Consider the following 22,431-nt stretch of genomic DNA (forward strand, 5'->3'; position numbering starts at 1 on the left):
CGTGGTCAACCGTGTTCGTCGTTAAATTCCATGCCCATGCGGACACACCATTCTCTGAGCGGTGCCAGCTGCGGATGGGAAAGTGCAGCGGCCAGATAACGGAAGGTCCTCGGCATATGTTTCATATAACCGGGTTTCTTGTCCCGTTCCAACAACCTCACCCAGATGCCGGCAAGTTTGCAGTTGCGCTGCGCCGACATGATCGCGAAAGCCTTGAGGAATGTAGTCTCATCGAAAGAGGACGTCGCTTTTCTGCTGTCGAGATAATGCGAAAGCAGGCGTGCCTGTAAGTCGGGGGAGATGGTGACCCGAGCATCCTGCACGATGGAAGCAAGGTCATAGGCCGTAGGGCCGATCATCGCGTCCTGATAATCAATCAGGCCGACTTGGCCGATACCGCTGTTTTGCGCCTGCCAGAGAATGTTCGGCGAATGGAAATCTCGCAGCAAAAGGCCCATTTCGCAGCCGGCGAGTTCATCGATCAGGTCGTCCCAGATGGCGAAAAAATCCCGTTTCTCGCCATCGGTGAGCGGTCCGCCGCGTTTATGGGGCAGATACCATTCCACCAGCAGCGAGACTTCGATCTTCATCGCCTGCCGGTCGAAAGCAGGGAGTTCATAGGTGCTGCCATCGGGCATCGGCAACGATGCGGGGCGCGGTGTCTGGTGAAGTGCGGCGAGCGTGGCGACGCTCTGCAGGTAACGTTCATCAATCGGTGTGCCATCCGGCCGGAGAATGCCTTCTTTGCCAAGGTCCTCCAACAGGAGAATGCCCTGATCAATATCCGCGGCTAGAATCTCCGGCGCGCAGAAACCGCTGTTTCGCAGATATTCGCCGATCGCGACGAAGAAGCGAGCATCCTGGGCAAGATGGACGATTTCCGCATAGGTCTTGCCATCCGCAACGATTGCCCCCTTCATGGGACGCCGCCAGTCCATCAGAATAAGCTCTGGACCATCGGTGGAAATCGCTTCATAGGCGCGTGTGGAAGCATCGCCGCTCAGGAAACGGCGTGTCGCATCGCCTCTGCCGTTTCTTGCCAGGAACTCACGAATGGCGAAAACACGGTCAAGCCGCGCTTTCTGTCGTGCGGGAGCCTCAATCGTAGCCACCCGACCTTCACCCGAATGCGTCAGCCGCAGGGTAATCGTCTGCTCTGGCGGCAGAACCTCGGCGGCGATGTCCGGCCACTCGATCAGGCAGATGCCGTCTTCCAGCATCTCGTCAATGCCGAGTTCATCCAGTTCCGAAACATCCGAAAGCCGATAGAGATCGAGATGGGCGACCGGAATACGGGTCGCATAGGTCTGGATGATGGTGAAGGTGGGGCTTGGAACCTCTAGATCAGGCTCATCCGCCATCGCCCGGATGAAAGCGCGGGCAAGCGTTGATTTGCCGGCACCGAGATCGCCGATCAATGCCAGACAATCGCCGGGTTTGAGGGCCAAAGCAAGGTCTTCACCAAGCCTTATGGTGTCCTTTTCCCCCGCCAGCGAAATGGTGATCGGCAAGATGTCTTCGCTCATTCTGCGGCGATGGAGTGCGGCCGCGTGCCGGATGGAATGCGGCACGTCACGATGGTGCCGTTGCCGGGTCGGCTGTCGATGCTGACGGTTCCATGATGGAGGCTGACGAAGCTTTCCACGATAGAAAGGCCAAGCCCTGCACCGGTCCGCCGCCCGCCATTGCCACGCGTCGCAAAGCGGTCGAACACCGTCTTCAGCATGTCTTCTGGAATGCCCGGTCCCTTATCCGCAACGGAGAAGACGAAATCGCCCTCGCTGCGTTGGCAGGAAAGCTGCACAGAGGAGCCTTCCGGCGCGAAATTGATCGCATTGGTCAGGAGCTTGATGAGAATCTGCTTCAGTCGCTGGTGGTCAGCCACCAGATTGCCCAGATGGGCGGGTGCGACGATCTCGAGCGAAATGCCGCTCTCCTGAAGCCGATCGGCGATCTGCACGGAGACGTCGTCGAGCAACTCGTTCAGATCATTATCCGAGTAATTGAGCTGCATGATGCCGGCATCCACGGTCGCGAGATCGAGAATGTCGTTGACGATGGTCAGGAGAACCGAAGACGACGTGGAAATATGGTCGAGATATTCCGCCTGCCGTTCCGTCAATTGGCCGATGCCGGGCGTTTTCAGAAGATCGGTGAAACCGATGATATTGGTCAGCGGCGAGCGCAGCTCGTAGGAGACATGCTGCACGAAATCGTTCTTCAGCTCGTCTGCCTTCAGAAGCGCGTCGTTCTTTTCCTTGAGCGCCCGCTCCGCCCGCACGCTGTCGGTCATGTTGACGAAGGTCAGCATGGTCTGAGCGTCGGGTAGCGGAATGATCGCATAATCAAGCACGAGACCGGAAAGCAGTTCCAGCGTTCCCTGCCGCGATGGCCGTTCATCGTCGAAGCTGGTGATGAACTGGCTGAAGGCGCGCCAGCCGTCCGGCCCGTCATAGGATGGCGCGCAGGCGGTTTCGATGGCGCGAATATGCGTGCCGGTTTCCGCCTGTTCGGCGGTCACGCCCCAGAGCGCGCGGAATGCCGGGTTGGACAGGCGAATGCGCCCGTCTGCGCCGAACACGGCGACACCTTCGGCCAGATGGTCGATGGTTTCGCCCTGCACCTTCACCAGGGTGTTGTAGCGCATCTGCAGGTCGACCTGCTCGGTCAGGTTCTCGAAAACCCAGGTCGCGCCACCCTGCGGATGGGCGGTGGCGATGACCCGCAGGGTCTGGCCGTTGGGCAGGTGCCACAGATCGGTCTTGGTATCCAGCGAACGGTAGACGGAAAGGGCCGTCTCCTTCCAGTTCTTCCAGTTCAGCTGCTCGGGCAATTTTCCGGCACTGCGCAGCCTGTCCAGAAGCTCGGAATTGTCAGGGCCTGATTCGAGGAAGACCAGATCGAAACCCCACAGGCTGGCAAAGGCCTGATTGTAGAATTGCAGCCGCTGCCGGCCATCGAAAATGGCGACGGGCGTCGCCAGATGATCGAGCGTTTCGGCGTGGCTTTTCAGAACCCGCTTAAGTTCCTCACGGATGGTTTCGGCTTCGGTGGCATCGATGGCGATCCCCGCAGAACCGCCCGCCGTCTTGATATCGACAACGTCGAAGAAGCTGCGGTTACCGGAAACCACTGTCGAAATGCGATCATGATAGGGCGATTCCGGTGTTGCGGCCGCGCGTATCTTCTGTCGCGTGACGGTGTTCAGAAGTTCGCGCTTCTCCTGTACAGCCTGCTCGGCATTGCGCGCATCCACCGCATGGGCATAGGCGTGGTTGACCCAGGTGAGTTCACCTTCGCCATTGCGACGCCAGACCGGCTGCTCGATGGAGTCGAGAAGTTCCTGAAATGTCGATACGGAGGCAAGCAGACGCTCACGCTCCACCTGCAATTCGGCGAGTTCGGCGCGCAGATTGTTGAGCGCGATGAAGCGCGCAAAGGCATTGCCGCCGGAAACGCGTCCCTGAACTTCGATGACTTCGCCGCGCTGCGTCTCGATGGTCAGGTCGAAGCTCTGGGCGTGGCTGCGCAGTTTTTCGATGGATTTTTCAAGCTGGCTCGCGGATGCCGGTTTCAGCCAGCGGCCGAATGCCAGAAAATCCTGGTCGGCCTGCGGCACACCGGTCTCGGCCGGCAGCTGCCCCAGAAATTCGGGGCGCTTGTCAGCACCGTCCCAGATCACGATGCGGCGGCTCTTGTCGGAAATCAGCGCCTCGTATTTTGCGATCTTGTGATGGGATTGCGCAAGCGCCTGACGGTATTCACTGCTTTCTGCCTCGATATTGCCGCGCTGGCGCACCAGCCAGACGACGGAAAACAGCGTTGCCGAAAGCATGCCGACGAAAAGCGAATAGGTGATGGTTTCTCCAGACGAGAACAGCCGGGCACTGGTCTTGGCTACAAGGCCGTCCTGAGCCATTGCAACAGTGGTCGAGCCGGTGAGAACCGTTCCGGCAAGCAGGATATGCGCCCGCGAAAAGCCGGTCCGGATCGCACGGATTGCCAGCCGGGAACGCTCCAACACCTGCGCGCTCAATGCCACGCCCGCATGCGTGTTTTCAACGCGCTGAACTGTCTGCTTGCGCAGAGCTGAATTGTGAACCGTCATCCCCGGTCTGTCTCCGTCCTATGTGCCGCATCTTCGACAAGACATCCCATTTCGTCCGCGCCGCCCTTTGGCGTGTCCGAATCAAGTCCGATGACAATACCGCCTTCATAAATCTGCGAAAAGGGAGCGCGCAAAAAAGATGCCGCACGCTTTGTCAAGCGCGCGGCATCTAGATATTGTGTAATTTCGGTGGATATTAACTATGAAATTAATATCTGTAGTGTTCAGCCTTGAACGGACCTTCCTTCGAGATGCCGATATAATCTGCCTGGAGATCGGAAAGTTCGGTCAGGCGTACGCCAAGCTTCTCGAGATGGAGGCGCGCTACCTTCTCGTCGAGGTGCTTCGGCAGCACGTAAACTTCGTTCTTGTATTCGCCCTGCTTGGTGAAAAGTTCGATCTGGCCCAGCACCTGGTTGGTGAAGGACGCAGACATGACGAAGGAGGGGTGACCGGTGGCGTTGCCGAGGTTCAGCAGGCGGCCTTCCGACAGCAGGATGATGCGGTTGCCCTTCGGAAACTCGATCATGTCGACCTGTGGCTTGATGTTCGTCCACTTCAGGTTACGCAGCGATGCGACCTGAATTTCGTTGTCGAAGTGGCCGATATTGCCGACGATCGCCATGTCCTTCATCTCGCGCATATGCTCGATGCGGATTACGTCCTTGTTGCCGGTCGTGGTGATGAAGATGTCAGCGGAAGAAACGACGTCTTCCAGGCGAACGACCTCAAAACCGTCCATGGCGGCCTGAAGTGCGCAGATCGGGTCGATTTCGGTGACCTTCACACGGGCGCCAGCGCCCTGCAGCGAAGCGGCCGAACCCTTGCCAACATCGCCGTAACCGCAGACCACGGCAACCTTGCCGGCCATCATCACATCGGTCGCGCGGCGAATGCCGTCGACGAGCGATTCCTTGCAGCCATACTTGTTGTCGAACTTCGACTTGGTGACGCTGTCATTGACGTTGATCGCCGGGAAAGGCAGCAGGCCCTTCTTGCTGAGATCGTATAGACGGTGAACACCGGTCGTCGTTTCTTCGGTGACACCCTTCAGCGCGTCGCGCTGCTTGGTGAACCAGCCGGGCGAAGCCTTGAGGCGCTTGTTGATCTGCGCGAAGAGGATTTCCTCTTCTTCCGAACCGGGGTTGGACAGAACATCCTCACCGGCTTCGGCGCGTGCGCCGAGCAGGATGTACATGGTGGCGTCGCCGCCATCGTCGAGGATCATGTTGGAGAGACCGCCGTCGGTCCACTGGAAGATCTTGTCGGTATATTCCCAATATTCCGTCAGGGTTTCGCCCTTTACGGCGAAGACCGGAATGCCGGCTGCAGCAATGGCGGCCGCGGCATGGTCCTGCGTCGAGAAGATGTTGCAGGAGGCCCAGCGAACCTCCGCGCCCAGTTCCTTCAGCGTTTCGATGAGAACGCCGGTCTGGATCGTCATGTGAAGAGAGCCGGTGATGCGTGCCCCCTTCAGGGGCTTGCTCTCACCGAATTCCTTGCGGCAGGACATCAGGCCCGGCATTTCGGTTTCGGCAATGTCCAGCTCCTTGCGGCCGAAGGCGGCAAGGTTGATATCGGCGACGATGTAGTCCTTCTCAAGGCTCATGAAGTTCTCCAGATCAGAAACGCCGTGCCTTGCGGCCCGGCTTTTAAACGTAGCAGCGGTTTAGCAGGCCACGGACGATCTGGCAATGATGATATAAAGAAGTCTTTATGTCTTTATATGGTGTCTGCTCAGGCTTCTTCGCCGAACCGGTCGGCGACCAGCGCCTCAAGCGCCTCGAGCGCTTCTTTCGCCTGATTGCCGCTTGCCTCGACATAGACACTGCAGCCGGGGCTGGCCGCCAGCATCATCAGGCCCATGATGGAGGTGCCGCCAACGGTCATGCCATCCTTGGAAACCGTGATCGTCGCGTCGAACCCCTCGACCATCTGCACAAATTTCGCCGAGGCCCGGGCGTGGAGACCGCGTTTATTGATGATCGGTAGTTCCCGGGAGAATGGCGACATGGGCTAACTTCTCACTTGCCGCTTAAAACGCGGCTGGCGACGTTGATATATTTGCGGCCGGCATCGGATGCATCCTGAAGGGCCTTGTCCATATTATCCTCGCTGCGAACGCCTGCAAGCTTGATCAGCATGGGAAGATTGACCCCGGCAATAACTTCGACATTGCCATTATTCATGACGGAAATCGCTAGATTGGACGGCGTGCCGCCAAACATATCCGTCAGGATGATGACGCCATTGCCATCATTGGCGCGTGCAACGGCGTCGATGATATCCTGCCGGCGCTGATCCATGTCGTCTTCGGGACCGATACAGACCGTCTCGATCAATTTCTGGGGACCGACGACATGCTCCAACGCATGACGAAACTCCTCAGCCAGCTTGCCATGGGTGACAAGCACTAGTCCGATCATGAAATGCTCCCTTGCACACGCACTCTCATTGCCGACTATCGCAACGCGGCAATCCTGTCCATCGGTGGGATTTCATCTTGATGAGGAAAATGCGAATCGCAAGCCTAAAATCGCCCGAATCATGGTCACTTCACATTCGTTTTAAAAAGATTCTGAGCAAGTGCAGCAAATTTTCCATAGGGCGTAAGGCTTGAAAGCGGAATGCGCAGAAGTGGAAGCTGCCCGCCGCAAGGCAGCGACAACATCTCGTCATCTTCGGGAAGTCTCGGATTTTCGGGCGAAACAACTGTTGTGACGGCGAAATGTAGTGGCGCGCGCGCAATGCTTTTAAGCGAAACAATGCCGCTGCCGCGCAATTCCAGCAGGCCGGCGATGGCTTCCGGCCGCTCGGCGATGATGGTTTCGCCCTCGCGATACACGAAAATCTGATCGTCCGCGATCAATGCGGCGGGCAACCCGCACCGTTCCGCCTCCGTCAGGAAGCTGAAGGCAAGTTCGCTTTTGCCGCTTCCCGACGGCCCGGTGAAAAGGATGCCGGTGTTTTGAACAACGATGGCGGTTGCATGCAGGTTGAAGCGTTCAGCGTTCATGGGTTTCGGCCGCGGGCAGCGACAGGGTGAAGCGCGCGCCTGAGATCACGCCATATTTGTCGACCACGTTCTCTGCGCGCAAACTGCCGCCATGGGCTTCCGCGATCTGGCGGCTGATGGAAAGGCCAAGGCCGGAATTCTGTCCAAAACCTTCGCTTGCCGGCCTATCGGTGTAGAAACGCTCAAAAATCCGGTCGATATCTTCGGCCTGAATGCCGGGCCCGTTGTCCTCCACCTGCACGATGCAACGATCCTTGTGACGCGAAAGGCGCACGGTAATGCGGCCGCTTTCTTCGGCAACGAAGGAGCGTGCATTCTCGATGAGGTTGGTCACGATCTGGCCGATACGCAGATCGTGGCCATTCACCACGAAGGAGGTCTTTGCGCCCGCTTTCCGGTCGACAACATAGTCGATCGTCACGCTTTTTTTCTTGGTGCTTATCTGGCGGGATATTTCCACCAGACCCTTCATCAGCACATCAAGATCGAGCGGCGAGGCGTCGGCGCGCGCCAGTTCGGCATCGAGCCGCGACGCATCCGAAATGTCGCTGATCAGGCGGTCGAGGCGGCGCACATCGTGGAAGATGATCTCGGTCAGACGCTGTTTGGACTCTTCGGTCTTGGCGCGCGGCAGGGTTTCCACGGCGCTGCGCAGCGAGGTCAGCGGGTTCTTGAGTTCATGGCTCACATCGGCGGCGAAGCTTTCAATCGCGTCGATACGATCGTAAAGCGCGGTCGTCATTTCACGCAGCGCAATCGAGAGGTTGCCGATCTCATCCTGGCGCGCCGAGAAATCCGGTATTTCCTCGCGTGTTCTCGCCCCGCGGCGTACGCGGATTGCGGCGGCGGAAAGCCGCCGAAGCGGCGTGGCGATGGTCGAGGAAAGGAGCAGCGACAGGACGATGTTGACCAGCGTCGCGATGCCGAAGACCCGCATGATGGCGAGACGCTCGGCATGCACGATCTTGTCGATATCGCCCGCTTGCGTCGAAAGCAGCAGAACGCCGAGCACGGCCCGGAAGCGTTGCACCGGCACGGCGACCGAAACGATCAGCTCGCCCTTTTCCGTGACACGCACGACCGCGCCGCGCACGCCGGTCAATGCATTCATCACTTCGGGATAGATCGAGCCGTCACCGCCGGGCGCTTCCTTGTATTGCGGCAGGCTGCTCGGCTGCAGCATGCGGTTAAACATGCTGGTGAACCAGTCGCCCCAGGTCTGCGTCTCCGGCGTTACCGGTGGCAGGTCGAAGCGCAGAACCTGACCGCGCGAATAAAGGTGGCGGGAATCGAGCAGCAGGTTGGCATCGGCATCGAAAAGCCGTGCGCGGGTACGCGTCGGCGAAATCAGCCGCCGCAGCACCGGCGCCACCCGTTCCGGATTGATGGGGAAACTCAGGTCCTCATCATTAGGGGCAGGGGTGATGCTCTGTCCCGCCTGCAATTCCAGCAGCTTTTCCGGATTAATGGTGATTGAGTTGGTATCGACAGAGGCGGAAGCGGAAACCGCGCCGGCGATGATTTCGCCTTGCGTCAGCAGGCTTTCCACGCGGGCGTCGATCAGCCCCTCGCGGAACTGGTTGAGATAGAGAATGCCGCCGACCAGAACCACCGTCGCCGCGACGTTGAAGAACAGGATGCGGCGCGTGAGGCTGGAAAACACCGCATTGCCGAAAATGCGCCGGATGATTGTCAGCGGATGGATACGATGGCGGCGTTCGCTGCCGCGTTCTTCGGCATCGTCACTGTCCGAGACGGTTTCCGGCGTTTTCTTCAACACGTATTCGAGTCCTTACCACCCCATATCGGGCGGTCCCTTCTGCGCGGCGCGGCTCGTTCAGGCCGCTTCGCGGAAGCGATATCCTACGCCATAAAGCGTTTCAATCATATCGAAGTCGCCATCGACCAGTTTGAACTTCTTGCGAAGACGCTTGATGTGGCTGTCGATGGTGCGGTCGTCCACATAGACCTGCTCGTCATAGGCCGCATCCATCAGGGCGTCGCGGCTTTTCACGACACCTGGACGTTGTGCCAGCGAATGCAGGATGAGGAATTCGGTCACCGTCAGCGTTACCGGCTCGCCCTTCCAGGTGCAGGTATGCCGTTCCTGATCCATGGCAAGCTGCCCGCGCTCCAGTGTGCGTGCCTGTTGGTCTGCAGTCGGCTTCAGAACGTTGCCGGTTGCGGCAGACGCTTCGCGGCTGCTGGCGCGGCGCAGGATGGCTTTGACGCGTTCCACCAGAAGGCGTTGCGAGAACGGCTTGGTGATGAAGTCGTCTGCACCCATCTTCAGGCCGAACAATTCGTCGATCTCTTCATCCTTGGAGGTGAGGAAGATAACCGGCAGATCCGACTTCTGGCGAAGGCGCCGCAAAAGCTCCATACCGTCCATGCGGGGCATCTTGATATCGAAAATGGCGAGCTGCGGGGGACGGGCGATCAACCCGTCAAGCGCGGAAGCGCCGTCCGTATACGTTTCGACCCGGTAGCCTTCGGCTTCGAGCGCGATCGATACCGAAGTCAGAATATTCCGGTCATCGTCGACAAGCGCGATCGTCTGCATGTAGTTGGTCTCCATGGTCATTTTCTCGTAACTCCCGACATTCACCCAGCCAGGTTGTGCGCCGCGAGCCACTCTCATGAGTATAAAGGTGGAACAAATTGTGGCAAAGGAAAACTCGCCCCAAAATCGCAAGGGCAGGGCGAGGAGATTTCGTAAAGACGCCGCAGCTGAATTTTAATGCGTCTTCAACCGATTTAAAAAGAAATAAAATCTTTTAAATCGATTAATATATTGAAATCACTAAGTTTTTTAAAGTCGCACTCTTGCGTTTCCAAAAGCTGCCACGTATTTTCCGAGGAAATTTCAACGGCCTTATCGTCATCAACAAGGAACGCGTCATGAACGAGCTTGGGGTTCATAATCCTGCCAACGGAGTTGCGGAACTCGGACTGGGCGAGGCCTCCCGCGTCTTTTATAACCTCAACGAGAGCGAATTATACGAAGAGGCTATCCGCAATGGTGAAGCAGAGCTAACCATCGATGGCGCGCTGCGTGCCGTCACCGGCCAGCACACGGGTCGTTCTCCGAAGGACAAATTCGTCGTCCGCGACGCTTCCACCGAGAACACCATCTGGTGGGACAATAACAAGCCGCTCTCGCCGGAAAACTTCGAGCTGCTGCACAAGGACATGCTGGCCCATGCCGCCGGAAAGACGCTCTATGTTCAGGACCTGATCGGCGGCGCCGATGAGGAAAACGCTCTGCCGACGCGCGTCGTCACCGAGCTTGCCTGGCATTCGCTGTTCATCCGCAATCTGCTGATCCGTCCGAAGCAGGAAAAACTGGCAGGCTTCAAGCAGAAGCTCACCATCATCAACCTGCCGAGCTTCAAGGCCGATCCGGCCCGTCACGGTGTCCGTTCGGAAACCGTCATCGCCTGCGATCTGACCAACGGCCTCGTTCTGATCGGCGGCACCTCCTATGCCGGTGAAAACAAGAAGTCGGTCTTCACGGTGCTGAACTACCTGCTGCCGGCAAAGGGCGTGATGCCCATGCATTGCTCGGCCAATGTCGGTCCGCAGGGTGATTCCGCCGTTTTCTTTGGCCTTTCCGGCACCGGAAAGACCACGCTGTCGGCTGATCCGTCGCGCACGCTGATCGGCGATGACGAACATGGCTGGGGCGAACACGGTATCTTCAATTTCGAAGGCGGCTGCTATGCCAAGGCGATCAAGCTTTCGGCCGAAGCCGAGCCGGAAATCTACGCCGCGACCCGCCGTTTCGGCACGGTTCTCGAGAACGTCGTACTGGACGAAAACCGCGTCCCTGATTTCAACGACAACTCGCTGACGGAAAATACCCGTAGCGCCTATCCGTTGCACTTCATTCCGAATGCATCGGAGACCGGCATTGCCGGCCATCCGAAGACGATCATCATGCTGACGGCCGACGCCTTCGGCGTGCTGCCGCCGATTGCCCGGCTGACACCGGAGCAGGCCATGTACCACTTCCTCTCCGGATATACGGCCAAGGTCGCCGGTACGGAAAAGGGCGTGACCGAGCCGGAAGCGACATTCTCCACCTGCTTCGGCGCCCCCTTCATGCCGCGCCATCCGGCCGAATACGGTAACCTGCTGCGTGAGTTGATCGGCAAGCACGGTGTGGATTGCTGGCTGGTCAACACCGGCTGGACCGGAGGCGCTTACGGCATCGGCAAGCGTATGCCCATCAAGGCCACCCGCGCGCTTCTGACCGCCGCTCTCACGGGCGATTTGAAGAACGCGCAGTTCCGCACCGATGCGAATTTCGGCTTCGCCGTCCCTCAGTCGCTTGATGGTGTGGACAGCGCGATCCTCGATCCGCGTTCCACCTGGGCCGATGGCGCAGCTTATGACGCGCAAGCGAAGAAGCTGGTGTCGATGTTCGTCACGAACTTCACCAAGTTCGAAGACCACGTCGACAGCAAGGTTCGCGACGCAGCGCCGGGCCTTTTGCTCGCGGCTGAATGAATGAAGCCTCGTTTATGAGGAGGAGGGGAACCCGGCCTGAGTGCCGGGTTTCTTTTTGCCGGAGTCTTTCGTTTCCCCGCTGTTTTCATTTTTTGCGTTCTGTGGCATCACCGGCGCGGAGAAAGATCATGGCCAGCGACCCGCTTTACATCAGCAACCGTATCACCATCGCCGGCTGGGAGCTGACGGAGCAATTCGTTCTGGCCGGAGGGCCGGGCGGCCAGAACGTCAACAAGGTCTCGACCGCGGTTCAACTGTTTTTCGACATCGCCAATTCGCCATCCCTTTCGGACCGGGTGAAGGCCAATGCGCTGCGTCTCGGTGGCAGACGTGTGTCGAAAGAAGGCGTACTGATGATCGAGGCCAGCCGGTTTCGCAGCCAGGAGCGCAATCGCGAAGATGCGCGGGAACGGCTGAAAGAGTTGATCCTTGAGGCGGCAGCCCCGCCCCCACCGGTTCGCAAGGCCACCAAGCCGACAAAAGGCTCGGTCGAGCGTCGTCTGAAGGCAAAGTCCGGCCGTTCGGATATCAAGAAGATGCGCGGCAAGCCCTCCGGCGACTAATCCGAAGGTCCTTGATTTTCAAAGCTTACGAAGCGCAACCGTGTCGATCAGATGGTTCTTGCCTTTGCGCAGAATGAGATCCGCCCGCGGGCGCGTTGGAACAATATTCTGGCGCAGGTTCTTCAGGTTGATGTTCTGCCAGAGGCCCTCGGCAATGCTGAGCGCTGCCTCTTCGCTGATCGACGCATAACGGTTAAAGAAGGAACTCGGGTCGCGGAAGGCGGTCTGCCGCAGGTTCATGAACCGGTTCACATACCAGTTGTGAATGAAGTCCTCGTCGGCATCGATATAGATCGAGAAATCGAAGAAGTCGGAAACAATTGGCACGATCCGTCCACCCGCGGGCAGGTCGCGCGATTGCAGTACGTTGATGCCTTCGAAGATGAGGATATCCGGCTGGTCGATGACAGTGAATTCGTTCGGCAGCACGTCATAGGTCAAATGCGAATAACGCGGCGCCTTCACATTTGGTTGGCCCGCCTTGATCGCCGACAGAAACCGCAGGAGCGCGCCGATATCATAGCTTTCGGGAAAGCCCTTGCGCTCCATCAGGTTTTCCCGCCGCAGGACCTCGTTCGGATAAAGAAACCCGTCTGTCGTGATGAGATCGACCTTGGGGCTGGAGGGCCAGCGGGCCAGAAGCTCTTTCAGAATACGCGCCGTCGTCGATTTTCCAACCGCCACTGAACCGGCAATGCCGATGACGAAAGGAGTCTTGTTGACATCTCCCATGTTGAGGAAGCGGTTGCGCTGTTCGAATAACAATTGTGAGGCTTCCACATGGGAGGACAGCAGGCGCGACAGCGAGAGATAGATGCGCCGCACTTCATCCAGATCGATCGGATCATCAAGCGAACGCAGCCGTTTGACCTCGTCGGCGGAAAGTGTCAGTGGCGTATCGGCGCGAAACTTCGACCATTCTTCCGAACTGAAGAAGTGGTATGGCGAGTATTCATCCGGCCTGAAATGATCGAGTGTGCCTGGCATGCCTCTCTCCCCGCTGCCTGCCTCGATCTTCATGATGTCGGCCTCGCCGCCTTTTCCGCAAGGCCGGTCTGACCTGTGCGGTGCTCCAGTTCGGCAAAAACGTCACTCAAGGGAATCTCGGCAATCTTCAGCACCACCAGCAGATGGTAAAGCAGGTCGGCGGCCTCGTTTTTCAGCCCATCACGGTCTTTCGCGATGGCGGCGATAACGGCTTCCACGGCCTCTTCGCCGAGTTTTTTGGCGGCGCGCTCCTGACCGGCAGCAACCAGCTTGGCCGTCCAGGATTCATCAGGAGAGGCAGCGGCGCGCGTTGCGACGATACGCTCCAGATCGGAAAGGGAAAATGCGCTCATGGGGAAATCCTGCAATCAGTCGAGACGCATGGCGATGCCATGCTCGGCCATGTAGTTCTTGGCTTCACCGATCGAATAAGTGCCGAAGTGGAAGATGGAGGCTGCAAGCACCGCAGTCGCATGGCCATCACGAACTCCTGCCACCAGATCGTCCAGTGTGCCGACGCCCCCCGAAGCGATAACGGGGACTCGAACCTGATCGGCAATGCTGCGCGTCAGGCCGATATCGTAACCGCTCTTTGTGCCGTCGCGGTCCATCGATGTGACGAGCAATTCGCCGGCGCCGCGTTCGACCATCCTGATGGCGAATTCGACGGCGTCGATACCCGTCGGCTGGCGTCCGCCATGGGTGAAGATTTCCCAGCGGCCTTCTTCTCCATCCTTCGAGACCCGCTTGGCGTCGATGGAAACGACGATGCACTGGTTACCGAACTTGTCGGCCGCCTGCGCCACGAAGTCGGGATCCTTGACCGCTGCGGAATTGATCGAGACCTTGTCGGCCCCGCACAGAAGCAGCTTGCGGATGTCGGCGACGGCGCGAACCCCGCCACCGACGGTCAGAGGCATGAAACAATGATCGGCGGTGCGTGAAACGACATCGAAGATCGTGTCGCGATTATCCGAAGAGGCGGTAATGTCCAGGAAGCAGAGTTCGTCCGCTCCCGCCGCATCATAGGCCTTCGCCGCCTCGACCGGGTCGCCGGCGTCGATGAGGTCTACGAAGTTGACGCCCTTGACGACGCGGCCATCTTTTACATCGAGGCAGGGAATAACGCGGGCTTTGAGGGTCATACACGTGCCTCCTTCGCGGCCCTGATGAGGTTAAGCGCCTCGGCGGGATCGATGCGACCATCGTAAAGGGCGCGGCCTGAAATCGCTCCCTCTAGCTTTGCGGCATCCGGCTGCAACATGCGCTTGATGTCGTCGATGGAGGCGAGACCGCCGGAGGCGATGACCGGTATGGTGACGGCGTCGGCCAGTTCCAGCGTTGAGGCCCAGTTGATGCCGGCCAGAATGCCGTCACGATCGATATCGGTATAGATGATGGCCGCGACGCCGGCGCCTTCGAAACGTTTGGCAAGCTCGATCACGCCGAGTTCGGAGGCTTCCGCCCAGCCTTCAACGGCAACCTTGCCGCCCTTGGCATCGATGCCGACGGCGACCTGTCCGGGAAAACGCTTGCAGGCTTCAATGACCAGAACCGGATCGCGCACCGCAACGGTGCCGAGAATGACCCGGGCAAGCCCACGGCTCAGCCACGCCTCGATATGATCGAGCGTGCGGATGCCGCCGCCCAGCTGCACCGGGTTTTTCGTCGCTTTCAAAATGGCGTCAACCGCCGCGCCATTGACCGTCTGGCCGGCGAACGCACCGTTGAGATCAACGACATGCAGCCATTCAAAGCCTTGATCTTCGAAGGCCTTCGCCTGTGCGCCGGGGTCGGTATTATAGACGGTGGCCTGGTCCATATCGCCGAGTTTCAGGCGAACGCACTGGCCGTCTTTAAGGTCGATTGCGGGAAAAAGTATCATGTCAGGGCTTCCAGCGCAGGAAATTGGAAATCAGGGCAAGGCCGAGCGTCTGGCTTTTTTCCGGGTGGAATTGCGCACCCGCCATATTGTCGCGGCCGACGAAAGCCGTCATTGCGCCACCGTAATTTGTGGTGGCGATGACATCCATCGGGTGCTTGGCCGCCAGATGATAGGAATGCACGAAATAGGCGTGCAATCCGTCCGCGCCGGTCTTGATACCATCGAACAGGGGGTGGGCGTGGCGGATTTCCAGCGTATTCCAGCCGATCTGCGGAATCTTCAGGTTCTTATCGGCAGGCGTCATTTCCACGACGTCACCCTCGATCCAGCCAAGACCGGTGCTGACCGTCTTTTCCAGCCCGCGGGATGACATGAGCTGCATGCCGACGCAGATGCCGAGGAAGGGATGGGCTTTTTTCTCCACCGCTTCGATGAGTGCGTCATGCATACCGGGAACGGCATCGAGACCGGCCCGACAATCCGCATAGGCGCCGACGCCCGGCAGAACGATGCGATCCGCCGAGGCGACATGATCCGGCCTGTCGGTCAGATCGATGGTTGCATTGATACCGGCTTCGCGGGCGGCACGCTCGAAAGCTTTTGTGGCCGAACGCAGATTGCCCGAACCGTGGTCGATGATCGCGACACGCATGTCAGCGCCTTCCATTCAAGTCGAAAAGAAACGATCCGGCGGGATCGTTGACGAAGTTTTTGTCACCGCTCTTTTGCGGCGAAGGGGTCCAGACCGGGTGCGACAGCTGTTCCACCGCGTGAGCGTTTTCGGAGAGACCGGAGAAATATATGTCCTCGGCGCTCGAAAGATCAGGGGCGGAAACGACTGACTTCAGCGTCCAGCCTTTGCGGATCAGGTGCCGGACGAGAAAATTGCGTCCCTCCAGCGCCGTGATGAGCCCGATGGCGAGACCGCAGAGAAGGCCAACCGGTTCGAATCCGGCTAATATCGAAGCCTGCCCGGCCAGGATGAGCGCGATGACGACGATGGCCATCGCCAGCCACAGCCGGTTGATCGCAAGCCATAACCATGGCGCAATGAGAGCCAGCCAAACGAAACGATCGGCAATGAAGCGGGTCGTCTTGTGGTCCCTGTCCGGCCCGTTGGGGGCTTCCAGAACGAGATAGCTTGTCATGGGCTTCCTGACAGCTTGGGCGTCAGGCCAGCATGCCCTTCGTGGAGGGAACGCGGCCTGCCTGCCGGGGGTCGATCTCGGTTGCCGTGCGAAGAACGCGGGCAACGGCCTTGAAGCATGTCTCGGCGATATGATGGTTGTTGGCGCCGTAATGGTTCAGGATATGCAGCGTGATGCCGGCATTCTGGGCGAGCGCCTGAAAGAACTCGCGCACCAGCTCCGTGTCGAAGGTGCCGATCTTCGGCGCGGAAAAATTGACGTTCCAGACCAGGAACGGCCGGCCGGAAATATCGACGGCAGCCTTGGTCATGGTCTCGTCCATGGCAAGATCGAGCGAGGCGTAGCGGGCAATACCGCGCCGGTCGCCAAGCGCCTTCGCGATCGCCTGGCCAATGGCGATGCCGGTATCTTCCACGGTGTGGTGGTCATCGATGTGCAGGTCGCCCTGCACCTCGATATCCATATCGATCAACGAATGGCGGCTGAGCTGGTCCAGCATATGGTCGAAAAATCCCACGCCGGTGGAAATTTTCGATTTGCCGGTGCCGTCGATATCCACGCGGACCGAAACCGAGGTTTCGTTGGTCTTGCGGATAATCTCGCCTTTACGTTCTGCCATTTTGGCCGCTCCGTGGAAATGTTGCCGTTCCTTATCAGCACGGGACACAAATATCCAGTTGTTCCATCGTCTTGGCTGACCTGCGGAAAACCGGGTGTGATCCCGATGATTGCAATCGCAAAAACCAGACTTACATAGAACCCGAAAAGGGCCGCAACCCGGCCCGTTAACTCCAGGCCCGGCAGGGCAGACAGGTGTTTGATGACAACAATCATTACAGTCAGAAAGGGCGGCAAGGTCGTCATGGCTGGCGACGGGCAGGTAAGCCTTGGCCAGACCGTCATGAAGGGTAACGCCCGCAAGGTTCGCCGCATCGGCAAGGGTGAAGTGATTGCCGGTTTTGCCGGTGCAACCGCGGATGCGTTCACGTTGCTTGACCGTCTCGAAAAGAAACTCGAACAATATCCAGGCCAGCTCATGCGTGCCGCCGTGGAACTCGCGAAGGACTGGCGCACGGACAAATATCTGCGCAATCTCGAAGCGATGATGCTAGTCGCTGATAAGTCCACCACGCTTGCCATCACCGGCAACGGCGATGTGCTGGAGCCAGAACACGGCGCAATCGCCATTGGTTCGGGTGGCAACTACGCTTTCGCCGCCGCCCGCGCGATGATGGATACCGACAAGTCGGCCGAAGACGTGGCCCGGCAGGCGCTCGATATCGCCGCCGATATCTGCGTTTATACCAATCACAATCTCGTCGTGGAAACGCTCGACGCCGAGTAAGCATATTTCTCACCAATGGGTCCTGTGGGCCGGGCCGAACGGCCGGCCGGAACAGGAAAGCCGAGAGGACAGAATGACCACTTTTTCTCCCCGGGAAATCGTCTCGGAACTGGACCGCCACATCATCGGCCAGCACGATGCCAAACGTGCGGTCGCGATTGCGCTGCGAAACCGCTGGCGCCGTCAGCAGCTCGATGAGAGCCTGCGCGATGAAGTCATGCCCAAGAACATTCTGATGATCGGGCCGACCGGTGTCGGCAAGACGGAAATTTCCCGCCGCCTCGCCAAGCTTGCGGGCGCCCCCTTCATCAAGGTCGAAGCGACCAAGTTTACCGAAGTCGGTTACGTCGGCCGCGATGTCGAGCAGATCATTCGTGACCTGGTCGAGATCGGCATCGGCCTCGTGCGCGAAAAGAAACGCGCCGAAGTGCAGGCCAAGGCGCATCAGAGCGCCGAAGAGCGGGTGCTTGATGCGCTCGTCGGATCGACCGCATCGCCTGGCACCCGAGAAAGCTTCCGCAAGAAGCTGCGCGACGGCGAATTGGACGACAAGGAAATTGACATCGAGGTGGCCGACAGCGGATCGGGCATGCCCGGTTTCGAAATCCCCGGAATGCCGGGCGCCAATATCGGCGTGCTCAACCTGTCGGAAATGTTCGGCAAAGCCATGGGCGGACGCACCAAGAAAGTGCGCACCACGGTGTCGAAATCCTATGCCGATCTCATCCGCGATGAGTCCGACAAGCTGCTGGACAATGAAATGATCCAGCGTGAGGCGGTGAAGTCGGTCGAAAATGACGGCATCGTCTTCCTTGACGAGATCGACAAGATCGCCGCCCGCGATGGCGGCATGGGTGCCGGCGTCTCGCGCGAAGGCGTGCAGCGCGACTTGCTGCCGCTGGTCGAAGGCACGACCGTTTCGACGAAATACGGCCCGGTCAAAACCGACCACGTCCTCTTCATCGCGTCTGGCGCATTCCATGTGGCAAAGCCGTCCGATCTTCTGCCGGAGCTTCAGGGCCGCCTGCCGATCCGCGTTGAGCTGAAGCCGCTGACGAAGGAAGATTTCCGCCGTATTCTGACCGAGACGGAAGCAAGCCTCATCCGCCAGTACAAGGCGCTGATGGCGACGGAAGAACTCGATCTCGATTTCACTGACGATGCCATCGATGCGCTGGCGGATGTCGCCGTTCATCTCAACTCGTCGGTCGAAAACATCGGTGCCCGCCGTCTGCAGACGGTGATGGAACGCGTTCTGGACGAGATTTCCTACAACGCACCGGATCGTGGCGGCTCTGCCGTCAAGATCGATCAGGAATACGTCAAAAAACATGTCGGCGATCTCGCCGCCGATACGGATTTGTCGCGTTACATTCTCTGAAGACATCAGGAACAACGAAAGAAGAGTGCGGCCATATTTGCCGCACTCTTTTATTTTATCTGCCTCATCTCGCATTCAGCCCGCATTTTGTTTATGGGAAGGGCTGCATTCCGGTTGGAACCGCTTTCGTGGAATGGTCCGGTTTTCCCCGCATGTTTCGCCGGGAAGCCGTCGGCTTGAGATAAAGGCATTCGCTCTTGCGCAAAACTCTTCTGGCATTTGCCGCTGCTTTGACGTTCACCATCGTCTCGTCGTCTTATGTCGAGGCCGCGACGATCGTTCCACCGGGCAATCGCAATGCCGAACAGCCCGGCGTTCCCGGTGCTTCCGCAAAAAGAACCAAGGCTTCCAACACCTCCTTTGAGCGCAAATACCAGAAGGTGATCGAGCTTTTGTCTTCCGACAAGGCCCTGATCGCCAAGATAAAGTCCACGGCCGGGCGATATGGCATCGACCCGATCCACATGGTCGGCGCGATCGTTGGCGAGCACACCTACAATGTCGATGCCTATGACCGGCTGCAGTCCTATTACGTCAAGGCGGCCTCCTATGCCGGCAGCAGCTTCCGTTTCGGCTACAAGGACGAGACGATTGCGCAGTTCCTGACCCATTCGCAATTTTCCAAATGCCAGTCGAAGAAGGATTCCTACAGCCTCTGGAACTGCCGTGAAGACGTCTGGGACGACAGTTTCCGCGGCAAGACCGTCGATGGCGTTGCCTATCCGAACAACCGTTTCAGCGCCGTTTTCTTCCAGCCCTTTTACGCTGGCCAGACCTTCGGCCTCGGCCAGATCAACCCGCTGACGGCGCTGATGTTATCTGACATGGTGTCGCGAACCTCCGGTTTCGAAAAGCTGGATGAAAACGACGCCACCGCGGTCTACACGGCGATCATGGATCCAGACCGCTCGCTCGCTTTCATGGCGGCCTCCATTCGCAAATCGATCGACGATTACCGGTCGATTGCCGATATGGATATTTCGAAAAATCCGGGCGTAACCTCCACGCTTTATAACGTCGGCGGCTCGCAGCAGCGCGCGGCTGCCCTTGCCCAGAAGAACCGCCAGCGTGCTGCAGGCGGCGAGCAGCCGTTGTTGCCGGAAGAAAATTATTACGGCTGGCTGGTGAATGACCGCATCAAGGACTTGCAGGGTCTTTTGTAGAAAAAGTCGATTATCGACCAGATTGTTTCCAAAACGGAAATAATATTTGGCTGCCTGCCGCAATTGACGAGCGACCGCCTCAGCGTCCAATCTGTGCCTTCAGAATAGAAGGAGGCGCATGTGAGCCGCACGGATAAATTCGGTCTTTCCATCGACGACAGGCTATATGCCTTTTTGACGGACGAGGTGCTGCCGGGCACGGGTCTCGACGCTGAGACCTTCTTTGAAGGTTTCTCGGACATCGTCCATGATCTTGCGCCGAAGAACCGTGAGCTGCTCGCCAAGCGCGACGCGTTGCAGGAGAAAATCGATGGCTGGTACCGTGAGAACGGTGCTCCCTTGGATTTCGACGCCTACGAGGCGTTCCTGAAGGAAATCGGTTACCTGCTGCCGGAAGGCGCCGGCTTCAAGGTGGAAACCGACAATGTCGATCCGGAAATTGCCGTCGTCGCCGGTCCGCAGCTCGTTGTTCCCGTCATGAATGCGCGTTACGCGCTGAACGCCGCCAATGCCCGCTGGGGTTCACTTTATGACGCGCTTTACGGCACGGATGCCATTTCCGATGCCGACGGCGCGGAAAAGGGCAGGGGCTACAATCCTAAACGGGGCGAAAAGGTCATCGCCTGGGCCCGCAACTTCCTGGATGACTCCGCACCGCTCGAAACCGGAAACTGGTCCGACGTGACAGGCTTCCAGATCGTTGAGGGGCTGCTGGAGCTTGCCATCGGCGATGCCATGACTGGCCTCAAGGATACGGCACAATTCAAGGGTTTCAGCGGTAAATCGGCAAAGCCCGCCACGATCCTGCTGGGCAAGAACGGTCTGCACACTGAGATAGTCATCGATGCCTCGACCGAAATAGGCAAGGGCGACAAAGCGGGCATTTCCGACGTCATTCTCGAATCGGCGCTGACGACCATCATGGATTGCGAAGATTCGGTCGCTGCTGTCGATGCTGAAGACAAGGTGCTGGTCTATGGCAACTGGCTTGGTCTGATGCGCGGCGACCTGACGGAAGAGGTTTCGAAGGGTGGCAAGACCTTCATTAGAAGCCTCAATCCGGATCGTTATTATACTGCCCCCAATGGTTCCGCGCTCACGCTGCCGGGCCGTTCCCTGATGCTGGTACGCAATGTCGGTCATCTCATGACCAATCCCGCAATCCTCGACAGGGATGGTCGCGAGGTGCCTGAAGGCATTATGGACGCTGTCGTCACGGCTCTGATCGCGCTTTACGACGTTGGTCCGTCTGGGCGGCGGCAGAATTCCCGCGCTGGCTCCATGTATGTGGTCAAGCCGAAGATGCATGGACCGGAGGAAGTGGCCTTCGCCAACGAAATCTTCAGCCAGGTCGAAAAGCTTGTCGGCATGGCGCCGAACACCATGAAAATGGGCATCATGGATGAGGAGCGCCGCACCACTGTTAACCTCAAGGAAAGCATTCGCGCCGCGAAGGATCGAGTCGTCTTCATCAATACGGGCTTCCTCGATCGTACCGGCGATGAAATCCACACCTCGATGGAAGCAGGCCCGATGATCCGCAAGGGCGACATGAAGCAGGCCGCCTGGATCGCGGCCTATGAAAACTGGAACGTCGATATCGGCCTCGAATGCGGCCTTTCCGGCCATGCCCAGATCGGCAAGGGCATGTGGGCCATGCCGGATCTGATGGCAGCGATGCTCGAGCAAAAGATCGCGCATCCGAAGGCTGGCGCCAACACTGCCTGGGTGCCTTCGCCGACGGCGGCGACGCTGCATGCCACGCACTATCACAAGGTCGATGTTGCGGCCGTCCAGGAAGGCCTGAAAAGCCGCGGCCGCGCGAAGCTCTCAGATATCCTGTCGGTGCCGGTCGCGCCGCGTCCCAACTGGACGCCGGAGGAGATCCAGCGCGAACTCGACAACAATGCGCAGGGTATTCTCGGCTATGTCGTTCGCTGGGTCGATCAGGGCGTCGGTTGCTCGAAGGTGCCTGACATCAACAATGTCGGGCTGATGGAGGATCGCGCGACGCTTCGCATTTCTGCCCAGCACATGGCCAACTGGCTGCGCCATGGCGTCGTGACGGAGACCCAGATCATCGAAACCATGAAGCGCATGGCCGCGGTGGTGGACACGCAGAATGCCGGCGATCCGGCCTATCTGCCGATGGCATCGGATTTCGACGGATCGGTGGCTTTCCAGGCTGCTGTCGAGCTGGTGCTGAAGGGCCGTGAACAGCCGAACGGCTATACCGAACCGGTTCTGCATCGCCGCCGTCTGGAGTTGAAGGCGAAGCAGGCGGCGTGACGCCGCCAACCAGTGCTTCCATAACAAAAAAGCC

The 22,431-nt window shown here is 58.7% G+C and carries 21 protein-coding genes; 6 read left to right on the forward strand and 15 right to left on the reverse strand.

Annotation, left to right across the window (positions count from 1 at the left end; all coding sequences use genetic code 11):
* Nucleotides 1-5 precede the first annotated feature (5 nt).
* The 8 genes from tsaE to chvI all read right to left on the reverse strand — a co-directional run bounded on the left by tsaE (nt 6) and on the right by chvI (nt 9,687).
* A complete protein-coding gene (gene tsaE, locus ACFVTJ_RS22410; protein ID WP_386910777.1) occupies nt 6-1,526 on the reverse strand; it encodes a tRNA (adenosine(37)-N6)-threonylcarbamoyltransferase complex ATPase subunit type 1 TsaE in 1,521 nt (506 codons plus the stop codon).
* Complete coding sequence (locus ACFVTJ_RS22415; RefSeq protein WP_386910778.1) at nt 1,523-4,108, reverse strand: ATP-binding protein; 2,586 nt, start codon at nt 4,106-4,108, stop codon at nt 1,523-1,525. Before ACFVTJ_RS22415 ends, tsaE begins: the two co-directional genes overlap by 4 nt.
* A gap of 208 nt (nt 4,109-4,316) precedes the next feature.
* Nucleotides 4,317-5,717, reverse strand: a complete 1,401-nt coding sequence (gene ahcY / locus ACFVTJ_RS22420; protein WP_125146767.1) for an adenosylhomocysteinase — start codon at nt 5,715-5,717, stop codon at nt 4,317-4,319.
* 128 nt (nt 5,718-5,845) lie between these two features.
* Nucleotides 5,846-6,121: an HPr family phosphocarrier protein gene (locus tag ACFVTJ_RS22425; RefSeq protein WP_003521181.1), complete on the reverse strand. Its 276-nt coding sequence runs from the start codon at nt 6,119-6,121 to the stop codon at nt 5,846-5,848.
* Between the two features lie 11 nt (nt 6,122-6,132).
* A complete protein-coding gene (locus tag ACFVTJ_RS22430; protein WP_003505374.1) occupies nt 6,133-6,534 on the reverse strand; it encodes a PTS sugar transporter subunit IIA in 402 nt (133 codons plus the stop codon).
* Between the two features lie 125 nt (nt 6,535-6,659).
* Nucleotides 6,660-7,124, reverse strand: coding sequence for an HPr kinase/phosphorylase (locus ACFVTJ_RS22435; protein WP_386910779.1), 465 nt, complete (start codon nt 7,122-7,124; stop codon nt 6,660-6,662).
* Nucleotides 7,114-8,904 carry a two-component system sensor histidine kinase ChvG gene (chvG, locus tag ACFVTJ_RS22440; RefSeq protein ID WP_386910780.1) on the reverse strand — a complete coding sequence of 597 codons (1,791 nt, stop codon included), beginning with the start codon at nt 8,902-8,904 and terminating at the stop codon, nt 7,114-7,116. Before chvG ends, ACFVTJ_RS22435 begins: the two co-directional genes overlap by 11 nt.
* A 57-nt stretch (nt 8,905-8,961) precedes the next feature.
* Nucleotides 8,962-9,687: a two-component system response regulator ChvI gene (gene chvI, locus ACFVTJ_RS22445; protein WP_006700117.1), complete on the reverse strand. Its 726-nt coding sequence runs from the start codon at nt 9,685-9,687 to the stop codon at nt 8,962-8,964.
* A 338-nt stretch (nt 9,688-10,025) separates the two neighbouring features.
* Between chvI and ACFVTJ_RS22450 the strand changes: the two genes are divergently transcribed.
* Nucleotides 10,026-11,636: a phosphoenolpyruvate carboxykinase gene (locus ACFVTJ_RS22450; RefSeq protein ID WP_386910781.1), complete on the forward strand. Its 1,611-nt coding sequence runs from the start codon at nt 10,026-10,028 to the stop codon at nt 11,634-11,636.
* 128 nt (nt 11,637-11,764) lie between these two features.
* Complete coding sequence (gene arfB / locus ACFVTJ_RS22455) at nt 11,765-12,199, forward strand: alternative ribosome rescue aminoacyl-tRNA hydrolase ArfB (protein WP_006311108.1); 435 nt, start codon at nt 11,765-11,767, stop codon at nt 12,197-12,199.
* Between the two features lie 18 nt (nt 12,200-12,217).
* Here arfB and coaA read toward each other — a convergent pair whose 3' ends face one another.
* From coaA to hisB, 7 genes are read right to left on the reverse strand one after another with little or no spacing between them, the layout of a single operon-like run.
* Nucleotides 12,218-13,219 (reverse strand): type I pantothenate kinase, encoded by a 1,002-nt coding sequence (gene coaA, locus ACFVTJ_RS22460; protein WP_386910782.1) that lies wholly within the window; start codon nt 13,217-13,219, stop codon nt 12,218-12,220.
* Nucleotides 13,216-13,539, reverse strand: coding sequence for a phosphoribosyl-ATP diphosphatase (locus tag ACFVTJ_RS22465; protein ID WP_386910783.1), 324 nt, complete (start codon nt 13,537-13,539; stop codon nt 13,216-13,218). The genes coaA and ACFVTJ_RS22465 overlap by 4 nt, the downstream gene beginning before the upstream one ends.
* Before the next feature lie 15 nt (nt 13,540-13,554).
* On the reverse strand, nt 13,555-14,331 hold the full coding sequence (gene hisF / locus ACFVTJ_RS22470; protein WP_282455084.1) for an imidazole glycerol phosphate synthase subunit HisF: 777 nt from the start codon (nt 14,329-14,331) through the stop codon (nt 13,555-13,557).
* Complete coding sequence (gene hisA, locus ACFVTJ_RS22475) at nt 14,328-15,071, reverse strand: 1-(5-phosphoribosyl)-5-[(5-phosphoribosylamino)methylideneamino]imidazole-4-carboxamide isomerase (RefSeq protein WP_386910784.1); 744 nt, start codon at nt 15,069-15,071, stop codon at nt 14,328-14,330. The genes hisF and hisA overlap by 4 nt, the downstream gene beginning before the upstream one ends.
* Nucleotide 15,072: 1 nt before the next feature.
* Nucleotides 15,073-15,723, reverse strand: a complete 651-nt coding sequence (gene hisH, locus ACFVTJ_RS22480) for an imidazole glycerol phosphate synthase subunit HisH (protein ID WP_386910785.1) — start codon at nt 15,721-15,723, stop codon at nt 15,073-15,075.
* A 1-nt stretch (nt 15,724) separates the two neighbouring features.
* Entirely contained in the window at nt 15,725-16,219 is a 495-nt protein-coding gene (locus ACFVTJ_RS22485) for a DUF2628 domain-containing protein (RefSeq protein ID WP_386910786.1), read from the reverse strand.
* A 22-nt stretch (nt 16,220-16,241) separates the two neighbouring features.
* Nucleotides 16,242-16,838: an imidazoleglycerol-phosphate dehydratase HisB gene (gene hisB, locus ACFVTJ_RS22490; RefSeq protein WP_113381965.1), complete on the reverse strand. Its 597-nt coding sequence runs from the start codon at nt 16,836-16,838 to the stop codon at nt 16,242-16,244.
* Nucleotides 16,839-17,039: 201 nt separating this feature from the next.
* Between hisB and hslV the strand changes: the two genes are divergently transcribed.
* The 4 genes from hslV (at nt 17,040) to ACFVTJ_RS22510 (ending at nt 22,397) form a co-directional block, all read left to right on the forward strand.
* Nucleotides 17,040-17,564: an ATP-dependent protease subunit HslV gene (gene hslV / locus ACFVTJ_RS22495; RefSeq protein WP_004444336.1), complete on the forward strand. Its 525-nt coding sequence runs from the start codon at nt 17,040-17,042 to the stop codon at nt 17,562-17,564.
* A 73-nt stretch (nt 17,565-17,637) separates the two neighbouring features.
* Nucleotides 17,638-18,945, forward strand: coding sequence for an ATP-dependent protease ATPase subunit HslU (hslU, locus tag ACFVTJ_RS22500; protein WP_386910787.1), 1,308 nt, complete (start codon nt 17,638-17,640; stop codon nt 18,943-18,945).
* Nucleotides 18,946-19,142: 197 nt separating this feature from the next.
* A complete protein-coding gene (locus ACFVTJ_RS22505; RefSeq protein ID WP_386910788.1) occupies nt 19,143-20,108 on the forward strand; it encodes a DUF1402 family protein in 966 nt (321 codons plus the stop codon).
* Nucleotides 20,109-20,228: 120 nt separating this feature from the next.
* Nucleotides 20,229-22,397: a malate synthase G gene (locus tag ACFVTJ_RS22510; protein ID WP_386910789.1), complete on the forward strand. Its 2,169-nt coding sequence runs from the start codon at nt 20,229-20,231 to the stop codon at nt 22,395-22,397.
* The last annotated feature ends 34 nt before the right edge of the window (nt 22,398-22,431 follow it).

The sequence above is a fragment of the Agrobacterium sp. NPDC058088 genome (genome assembly GCF_042885035.1).
GTDB lineage: Bacteria > Pseudomonadota > Alphaproteobacteria > Rhizobiales > Rhizobiaceae > Agrobacterium.